This is a genomic window from Vibrio sp. FF266 (genome assembly GCF_041439695.1).
GTDB classification, from domain to species: Bacteria; Pseudomonadota; Gammaproteobacteria; order Enterobacterales; family Vibrionaceae; genus Vibrio; species Vibrio tasmaniensis_A.
Genome location: NZ_JBGOOO010000001.1, coordinates 407,515 through 414,167 on the forward strand (window position 1 = coordinate 407,515; position 6,653 = coordinate 414,167).

General features: G+C 44.8%; 7 protein-coding genes. 3 read left to right on the top strand and 4 right to left on the bottom strand.

Annotated elements, in window-relative coordinates; genetic code table 11:
- Positions 1-106: 106 nt before the first annotated feature.
- The gene (locus tag ACED59_RS01780; protein ID WP_017097565.1) at positions 107-2,179 is read left to right on the top strand and encodes an alkyl/aryl-sulfatase; all 2,073 of its coding nucleotides are present in this window, start codon (positions 107-109) and stop codon (positions 2,177-2,179) included.
- 281 nt (positions 2,180-2,460) lie between these two features.
- Positions 2,461-3,270 (top strand): SDR family NAD(P)-dependent oxidoreductase, encoded by an 810-nt coding sequence (locus ACED59_RS01785; protein ID WP_032499754.1) that lies wholly within the window; start codon positions 2,461-2,463, stop codon positions 3,268-3,270.
- 166 nt (positions 3,271-3,436) lie between these two features.
- Here the strand turns inward: ACED59_RS01785 and ACED59_RS01790 are convergent, their stop codons facing one another.
- The 4 genes from ACED59_RS01790 to ACED59_RS01805 form a co-directional block, all read right to left on the bottom strand.
- Positions 3,437-4,138, bottom strand: a complete 702-nt coding sequence (locus tag ACED59_RS01790; RefSeq protein WP_029223889.1) for a lipoate--protein ligase — start codon at positions 4,136-4,138, stop codon at positions 3,437-3,439.
- A gap of 180 nt (positions 4,139-4,318) precedes the next feature.
- Positions 4,319-4,606, bottom strand: coding sequence for a type II toxin-antitoxin system RelE/ParE family toxin (locus tag ACED59_RS01795; protein ID WP_017097562.1), 288 nt, complete (start codon positions 4,604-4,606; stop codon positions 4,319-4,321).
- On the bottom strand, positions 4,606-4,884 hold the full coding sequence (locus tag ACED59_RS01800; protein WP_017097561.1) for a type II toxin-antitoxin system Phd/YefM family antitoxin: 279 nt from the start codon (positions 4,882-4,884) through the stop codon (positions 4,606-4,608). Before ACED59_RS01800 ends, ACED59_RS01795 begins: the two co-directional genes overlap by 1 nt.
- Positions 4,885-5,199: 315 nt before the next feature.
- Positions 5,200-5,694 (bottom strand): hypothetical protein, encoded by a 495-nt coding sequence (locus ACED59_RS01805; protein ID WP_029224069.1) that lies wholly within the window; start codon positions 5,692-5,694, stop codon positions 5,200-5,202.
- A gap of 96 nt (positions 5,695-5,790) precedes the next feature.
- Here ACED59_RS01805 and ACED59_RS01810 point away from each other — a divergent pair, with 96 nt between their 5' ends.
- The gene (locus ACED59_RS01810; protein WP_371692623.1) at positions 5,791-6,534 is read left to right on the top strand and encodes a transposase; all 744 of its coding nucleotides are present in this window, start codon (positions 5,791-5,793) and stop codon (positions 6,532-6,534) included.
- The last annotated feature ends 119 nt before the right edge of the window (positions 6,535-6,653 follow it).

Below are 6,653 nucleotides of genomic sequence, written 5' to 3' on the forward strand. Positions count from 1 at the left end.
CATAGCCAATCGTGATGTGTTAACTAAAGCTTACTTTATTTTTTGCTATATGTCTTAGGCATATAATTTCCTCAACGAAACGAAATCCCGAATTGAAGAGGCTCCTATGACTCCATCACGCACTTTCAAAAATGCATCACTGTTCCTAGCAATCTCTCTTGCGTTTCCTGCTGTTGCAGCTAACCATGACCACGCACACTTTAGCGATATCGGCGATCAGGGTGGCAAAGACGCGACCGAGATGACGACGAAAGCAAACCAAGAATTCGCGAAAACGCTGAACTTCGAAGACACTCGCGCGTTCGACAATAACAACAAAGGGTTGATTGCGAGCTTCGATCAAGAAACTGGCGATATTATTCGTAACAGCTTCAACTTCATCGACCCTAGCGTGAACAATGCCGATCAAGCGCCCGATTCAGTGAACCCTTCACTTTGGCGTCAAGCCGTGCTGAACCAAGCTGCTGAAGGTTTATACGAAGTTGTCCCAGGCAAGGTGTATCAAGTTCGTGGTGCTGATCTGGCGTCTATTTCTTTCATCCGCAGTGACAATGGTTGGATTGCTTACGACGTTCTTCTCACAAAAGAATCCGCGGCTAAGTCATTAAAGTTCTTCAAGAACAACGTGCCTGATGGTGGCGACTTACCTGTCGTAGCGATGATTTACTCACACTCACATGCCGATCACTTTGGTGGTGCACGAGCAATCAAAGAAGCTTACCCAGACGTAAAAGTGTACGGTTCTAAAAACATCACTAAAGAAATCGTCGACGAAAACGTGCTGGCGGGTAATGCGATGTCTCGTCGTACCGCTTATCAATATGGCGCAACACTAAATCGTCATGAGCACGGCATTGTGGATGCGGCACTCGCGAAAGGCTTGTCGACTGGCACCATCACTTACGTATTGCCGGATTACGAACTTAACCACAACGAAGAAATTGAAACGCTAGTTATCGACGGCCTAGAGATGCAATTCATGGATGCATCAGGCACTGAAGCGGCATCAGAAATGGTGACCTACATTCCGAGCATGAAGGCACTTTGGACTGGTGAGCTAACGTATCAAGGCATGCACAACCTCTACACATTGCGTGGTGCAAAAGTACGTGATGGCTTGAAGTGGTCTAAGAAAATCAACGAGATGTTGGTCACTTGGGGTGAAGATACCGAGGTGCTATTTGCCTCTCACTCATCGCCTATTTGGGGCGAACAAGAAATCTCTGACTACCTAAAAATGCAGCGTGACGCTTACGGTTTTACTCATAACCAAACACTTCGCCTAGCGAACAATGGTGCTGTTCTGCAAGACATTGGCGACGAGATCTACAAAGTCATGCCAGACAGCATTCAACAGTCTTGGCACACCAATGGTTACCACGGTACTTACTCTCACAATGCTCGTGCGGTGTACAACATGTACCTTGGTTACTTCGACATGAACCCAGCCAATCTGAACCCACTACAAATTCACCCAGAGTCAGTTAAGTTTGTTGAATATATGGGTGGCAGTGACGCAGTGATTGAGAAAGCACAGCAAGATTTCCAAGAAGGCGAATATCGCTTCGTTGCAACGGCACTGAACAAGGTTGTCCAAGCAGAACCAGAGAACAAAGTTGCACGCGGCTTATTGGCCGATACTTATGAACAGCTAGGCTACCAATCAGAAGGCGCAGGGTGGAGAAACATCTACCTAACGGGTGCTCAAGAACTGCGTATCGGCACACAACCGGGCGCACCAAAAACGGCTTCTCCGGATGTCTTGGCGAACATGACCATCGAAAACTTGCTGGATTACTTAGCGGTAAAAGTGGATTCATTGAAGGCGCAAGACACGCCGTTTACCATGAATATCCAATTACCTGACGTGAAAGAGTTCTATTACGTAGAGATGTCGAACGGCAACCTCAACAACATTCAAGTAGCTGAACTGCAAGATGCGGATACAACACTGATCATCAATAAGTCTGACGTGTCTGATATCGTGCTTAAGAAAACAAGCCTTGGAAAACTGTTAGAAGACGGCCAAGCGGGCGTGAAAGGAGACAAAACATCGTTGAACAAATTGCTGTCTTCATTGACTGAAGCGGATACCTCTTTTGAGATTGTTCCTCGCCCAAACAAAGGCGAAGAAGTCGACGCTGAGTTGTACCAAGATTCACACGAGCACGCTCACTAAGCCGCTCTTAGGTATAATAATTACAACGTCAAACTGGCCTAAATAGGCTGAAACAAGGCTAATACGACCAAGCCTCAACCATTAAGCTGGTTGAGGCTTTTTTGATTTGAGCTTTATTCGATATCAAGAAAATAAAATGAAAAACCACACCCTTGTTTCACGGTTTCTCAATAGCAATACACATCCGTACTTTCTATATCTCAGCATGTGAAGTAGTAGAAACTTTGTGCAATCAAACTTTGTTATAAAAGTTGTCCGGACTCTTTATTCAAGGAAGGAAGATGCGAAAAAAGATCATGATTACAGGTGCGACAGATGGTATCGGTTTAGAGACCGCGAAAATGTTAGCCCAACAAGGGCATCACATCCTTATCCATGGACGTAACCCAACAAAACTCAGCAAAGTAGAAACCGGCCTTTCTCGATTATCCAAGGATGCGATTATCGAAAGTTATGTTGCTGATCTCTCTTCTCTTTCTGAAGTTAAAGCCCTCGCCAACCAAATAAAGTCGAAGCATGAACAGCTCGATGTACTCATTAACAATGCTGGTGTCTACAAGGTTTCGGAAGTCACCACCTCAGACAACCTTGATGTACGTTTTGTTGTGAACACCATTGCCCCTTATTTACTGACTCAAAAGCTGCTACCACTTTTTGATGCCAACGGTCGCATCGTCAATCTATCTTCAGCCGCTCAGTCATCGGTCGATCTCGAGGCACTTGTCAGCCCAAATCCTGACGCTTTAGATGGCCCCATCTACGCACAAAGTAAGTTGGCGTTAACGATGTGGTCAATCCATCTTGCGCACCAATTAAGAGATCAAGGGCCTCTAATCATTCCCGTTAATCCGGCCTCATTTCTTGGCAGTAAATTGGTTAAAGATGCGTATGGTTTAGAAGGTAATGACTTAGGGATTGGCGCTGATATCTTATGCCGAGCGGCACTATCGGAAGAGTTTTCTAACGCTTCTGGGAAGTATTTTGATAATGACTCAGGGCTATTTAAAGACCCTCATGCTGATGCATTAAATACGGAGAAAAATCAGAAGCTGGTGACGACTCTTGACCAGTTACTTGCAAAAAAGCTCTAGCTAATGCCACGCTCACTACTCAGATACAATGAGTGCTCCGTAATTAGGAGCGCCCCACAACCCAAAGTGTCGGATGTGGTTACGACCAAACTCCAGCAATTGTTTAAATGGAATTGAAATGGTTCATCCACCCGACAAGTTAACTGGTGTTAGCGAAAGGAAGACATTACGCATACTTGATGAAAGCTTGGCTTAACCGCTGAAAGAGTGAGTCTACGTTGGGAAGGCTCGTCAAATGCGCGGACAACAGTGTATGAACCTGCGCATCCACCACGGTCGGGTTATCGCAAATTTGATTATAAAAATTCACGGGCGCAACGATGTTCTCTAAGTCGACGTCTAACAAGATACAAGCTTGCGAAAGTACGATTTGGCCACCTCCTTGTTTAAGCAATACACGCTGCGCAGTACCCACTACTTTTTGTTTATTGATATTGAGGTTGTAGTCGCCATCACAATAAGAGCCGGGGGTTGCGTGTACATCCACATCGATGCCCAGTTCTTTAAAAAACAGGGTTAAGATATCGCATAAATGTCGATACGCTTTTTGGATGTTGTAGGCTTCATCACGATGCCAATGGTAAATGTGCGACAGGTTAATGATCCCCGGTAGTTGGGGAACGGGAGCGCCACCTGTTTTACGCGAGGTGAGTTGCCAACCTTGTGCCGCGAGTTGTTTTCTAGACTCTAGTGTCACAGGCCACTTTTTACCCGCAGGCAAAACGAGTGTCGGCGTTTTTGCTTGCCAAAGCATTAAGGCTTGCGCAATCTCACCCGCCTGTATTTGCTGCAATAACTCAGCTTCTTTTTCAAACGCACGATCAACATCAATGTGCGGGTAACGTACGAGTTTATTCGTTAACTTCAATGTACTTTTCCTCTGCAGATTGTGGTGACCTACCATTTAACGCTCTGCAATGGTTTGGGAGATAAGCATATCTCCAAAACCCAATCGTACAATTTACTTAATAAAGTGGCTTCGGGTTTGTTCAACACTCGGGATTTAGTGTTGACTTCGAAACACCTTAATCCTTGTTATACAGCAGTTTTACACGTCACTTTCAGTTAAAGTCTGTCGACAATTACGAACAGTTAGAATACGAATTTCAATCCCCAGACTATAGATAATACGATAGTGACCAAACAAAACCTCGCGGTAGTGTGTATGTGGCATTTCAGGAACCATTCGCCCCATTTCTGGCATAGTTCCAAGCAATTCAGTTTTATCGAAAGCTGCGTTAACCCAATTTTTCGCAGCAACGGGGTTATCTAATGCAATGAACTCAGCAGCATCACCAAGCTTTTCAAGAGCTAATGGAGACCAAACTACTTCCACTATTTGATTCGCCCTAAAACTTGAGCGCGTGCATCTTCATTAGACACTCCTAAACCAGAAGCGAGTTGCGTCTCAGCTGCTCTCATTTCTTCAAGCAACTCGATTTTTTCCTGCATTGCTTCATATTCAGCAACATCAAGGACAACAGCAACACCCTTGCCACGCTGTGTTATTACGAGCGGGCGACGGGTTTCATTAATTTGCTTGATAAATGAGGTTACACCAGCACGAAACTCAGAAAGGGGCTTAATATCTTGGTCAAGATGAATACGGCTCATATCGAACTCCAAAAGTACAAAATAATGTACAAATAATAGTCCAACTGCTATTCATGAGCAAGGAAAGTAAACGGAATGATATTGACGAAAACAGAGGGGGTGTGGCGACGAAAGAAACGAAAAATGGTTAACTGGTTGATAAGATTGCTATCGTAACCTTATCTTGGCCTCGCTCGCCTTGAGAAAAGCCTCAAAGCGGTGCGCCCTTCAAGTTCAATCGTACAATTGACTTAATAAAGTGGCTTCGGGCTTGTTCAACACTCGGGATTTAGTGTTGGCTACGCAACACCTTAATCCTTATTTGTTATGCGTTTTTTACCACTTAGGAACCATGCTCAATGCACTGTGTATTTGGTCTCTAGCAATATCACCGAATAAGTGAGTTTTTGCCATAAGCATATTAACAGCAGCACCGTTTGAAGCAGTTTGATTACGAATACGTTCTTTAGCTGCAAATGCAGGTTTTTGACGTTTATAGACATCTTCCCACCAATCTCTACCATGTCTCTTAAGTAAGCTAGCTTTGATAGACTTGAAACGTTGTCTACTATCGCTACCCTCACCAGAAGCCAACACACTTGCCCATATCATGCGCTTTTGCAGATCATTTGGAAGCCAGTTTTGCTTTTGAAGATCTGAGATAACTTCGGGATGAAGATAGAGAGTATTCTCTGACACTTTTCTGGCAATCCACAGCGATTGAGCACGCTCGAACGCAGCTTTCTTCTCTTGGGAACTGTAACCTTGGCAATGTTGCTTCCAAGTTTCCAGCTCATCAATTGAAGCTAATTTCTGAACTAGTTCTTCCAATGTCAAATCCTCCGGAAACGTATAACGAATGACATGGATTCCCCCTTTCCGAGTATCTGCCACACTTATGTGGTACTTAATTGCACCGGAGGCACCATGTCTGATTATTCTTATTTCTGCGGTATCGACCTAGCTAAAAACCACTTTAGCCTTCATGCCGTAGACCAAAATGGTAAAGTCTTACTTCATAAGTCAGTAACCCGCTCTAAACTACTGACTACAATAGCAAATATGCCACTCGTGCGTATAGGCGTTGAAGCGTGTGGTGGTGCACATTATTGGGCAAGAACACTCAATACACTCGGTCACGACGCCCGCATTATGGCTGTTAAATACGTAATGCCTTATCGAACGAAGGGAAAGAACGACCTTAATGATGCTGTCGCTATCTGCGAAGCTGTTCAGCGACCATCAACTCCCAAACAATGGGCGGTCGATTGTAGGCAGGTTGGTTATGGTCAGTCGGCGCTCAACTATTTGTCGCGCTATCTCTATCGTGGTGTATTGCCTGATGAAGACATCATCCATATCACTAATGATACGGTCACGTTCCGCTATAAAGAGAGCCAAACCAATGCATGGCGAACACGCACCTTACCGACTCTCAAGTTCTTGCTGCTCATTTTGCAGCACGTGCTCCCCAAAGGGCGACAACGAGTTCGAGACTACGGATTTTTACGTGGTCAAGCACACGCCTTAAGAGTTCGACTTCAACTGCTGTTATTGAACTTGGTCTATAGGATGCCGCCACTCACCGCCCCGATAAGGAGCAAAGCGATAAGAACATGCCCTTGCTGTTCACATGAGATGGCGTGCGTTGGAGTAAGCCGACCCATGTAGCCGAAAGGCATTGATAATATGGAGAATGGCATTGACGAAATCAGAGGAGATGTGACGACGAAAAAAACGAAAAACAGCTAACTGGTTGATAAGATTGCTATCGCAACCTTATCTTGACC